This window comes from Dehalococcoidia bacterium, assembly GCA_035310145.1.
GTDB lineage: Bacteria > Chloroflexota > Dehalococcoidia > CAUJGQ01 > CAUJGQ01 > CALFMN01.
On record DATGEL010000065.1, the window covers coordinates 1 to 2312 of the forward strand.

Sequence of the window (2312 nt, forward strand, 5' to 3'; positions counted from 1 at the left end):
AACTCCCGCGCCACGGTGGCCGCGTGCGAGAGCAGACCGCCGGTCTCCACCACCACGGCCGCCGCGGGCACGAACAAGGGCGTCCAGGGCGCGTCGGTGAAGGGCGCGACCAGCACCTCGCCCGGCTCCAGCTCGACCTCCTCGGCCGCCTCGGCCGAGAGCACGACGCGCGCTTTGCCCGTGGCTCTTCCCGCCGAGACCGGCATGCCGCTGAGTGCGCCGGCGGCGGGCGCCTGTGCCGGTTGCAACGGCAGCAGCTCGACCGGCGTGCTGAAGACTTCCGGCAGGCTGTACAGCTCCAGCCGATCGCGCACGGCGCGGCGCCGCTGTACGGCCGCGTGCGCCTCGCCGGCAGCCAGCTCGCCCTGCACACCGCGCTCGACCTCGTCCGCGAGCAGATACCAGAAGTCGTCGAGATCGGCGATCAGGCCACGGGCGACGAAGCGCCGCGCCAGCTCCAGCAGCGGCGCCCGCACCGGCCGCAGCGAACGCACCCAGTTCGCCTTCGAGGCCTCACGCAGCCGGGCGAAGCGCTGCGAGCCGGCCAGCAAACGGTTGAACTCGGCCAGGACGCCGCGCGGCAACTGCCGCCGCACCTCGGCCTCCACCGCCTCGCGCCGCCGCGCCGCCGCCTCTTCGAGCCGGTACGGATCGTGGTCTGTGCCGGCGTGCAGGAAGGCCTTGACCGCGCTGATGGCGAAGGCCGGCTCCTCCTCCCAGTCGGCGGCGGAGGGATCGGCTTCGCGCTGGCCACGGAAGCCGAACTCCGCGATGAAGGCGCCAAACCGCTCGGCGAACGCCTTCCAGTCGGCGCCGCGCCGCGCGGCAAGCTTCGCCGCGATCGCGTGCGGCGGCAGGACCTCGACCTCGGCCAGGAGCGCCTTGCGGCGGCGCACGGCCTGGGCCACATCCCAGGCGCCCTTGCTGGGCCGCGCACTCTCCACCTCGCGCAGGGCGCTGGTGAGTCCCACGATCAGCGCCGGGTCGTGGCCGGGCAGCTCCTTGTCGAGCAGCTTGCCGAGCCACTGGGCGTACTCGCCCGCCGCGCCGGAAACGAAGAGGTGGTGTGTGTAGCAGCGCACGTCGCGGACCAGGCTCTGCACGTGGCGCCAGAGCCGGCGGTCGGAGAGCCGGCCCAGATCGCGCCCGCGTTCCTGCCGGCGCTGCCGCTGCTCGCGCACCCGGTCCATCTCCACGATGTGCGGCAACTGCCCCCAGATGCGGCGGATCCTGGCGAAGGTGCGCGCGGCGCGTTCCGAATCGGCGGCACGGCCGCTGGCGATGTCCTGCCCGTCGGTCGAGGTGATGAACTGGCCCATGAGATCGGAGCCTTCGCCCGTCTGCCAGACGCCGATGATTGCGTTGGCCCAGGCGAGGTTCAGCACGGCGCGACCGCCGAAGTTGGAGATAAAGTTGCCGATCGGCGGCGGTTGTGACGGCAGCAGGTCGAGGCTGTCCAGGTCGCGGACCAGCTTCGTGGTGCCGAGGTAGTCCATGGTGCGGTAGAGCGAGGCGCTGAGCGGGCGCAGCACGCCGGGAATCACCTCGGAGACGTTGCCGATCGTCCAGAAGTTAAACAGCTCGTTCGGCAGCGAGTCCCACTCGCAGACGGCGCGCTCGGGCGTGCCGGCGATGAGTGGCGCGGCCTGGGTCTGCGTCGAAGTCACGGCGGGCGCTCCTGCGTGAGGCTGCCGGCCCGGCGCCGGCGCACAGCGCGCCGAATATACACGCAGGCAGACCACGCGTCTACTGCGGCGGCGCCCGGCGCGGCGTATGAAGCACGGGCGCCCCATCGCTCGCCGCGCCGACCCCTCGCCCCCATTCACCAACGATCTGCAGTCCGCGCGGCGGTTGAGCGCGGCAGGGAGAGCAGAGCGAGCCTGCGCGGGGCGATCGGGCGCCTGGTTGGTCGCGGCGGCGCCGCGCAGGGTTCGGGCGGTGGGCGCCGGGTACCGCTGAGGCACGCCTGAGAACAGGAGTTGTGTAGCCCGGCTAACACGGAACTGGTGCCCGCGGCTACCGGATGCGCGGCGCCCTCGCCTGGGGGAGTGGTGACGACCTCCATGCTGGCGCCGTCCGCCCCTTCACAGCCGGGGCAGGCAGCCGGCAGGCATACTTCTTGTGTGAGGCGGGGGCACGAAGGCCACCGCAGAAGACAACAGGGGAGGGACAACACCATGGGTATCAGCAACTACGCGACCCTCAGCCAGCTCAACCTCGCGGCCTTCGCCGGCGTGCAGAACAACACGGGCGTCATCCTGCAGGGCCCGGCGCTGTGGAACACCGCCAGCCTGAGCCAGGCCAACGTCGCC

Annotated in this window: 1 protein-coding gene; it reads right to left on the bottom strand. The window is 72.1% G+C overall.

Translation table 11 applies throughout. The features are described from left to right. A partial coding sequence (locus VKV26_12810; GenBank protein HLZ70775.1) for a PEP-utilizing enzyme occupies nt 1-1667 on the bottom strand: 1667 nt, incomplete at its 3' end. Nucleotides 1668-2312 lie beyond the last annotated feature (645 nt).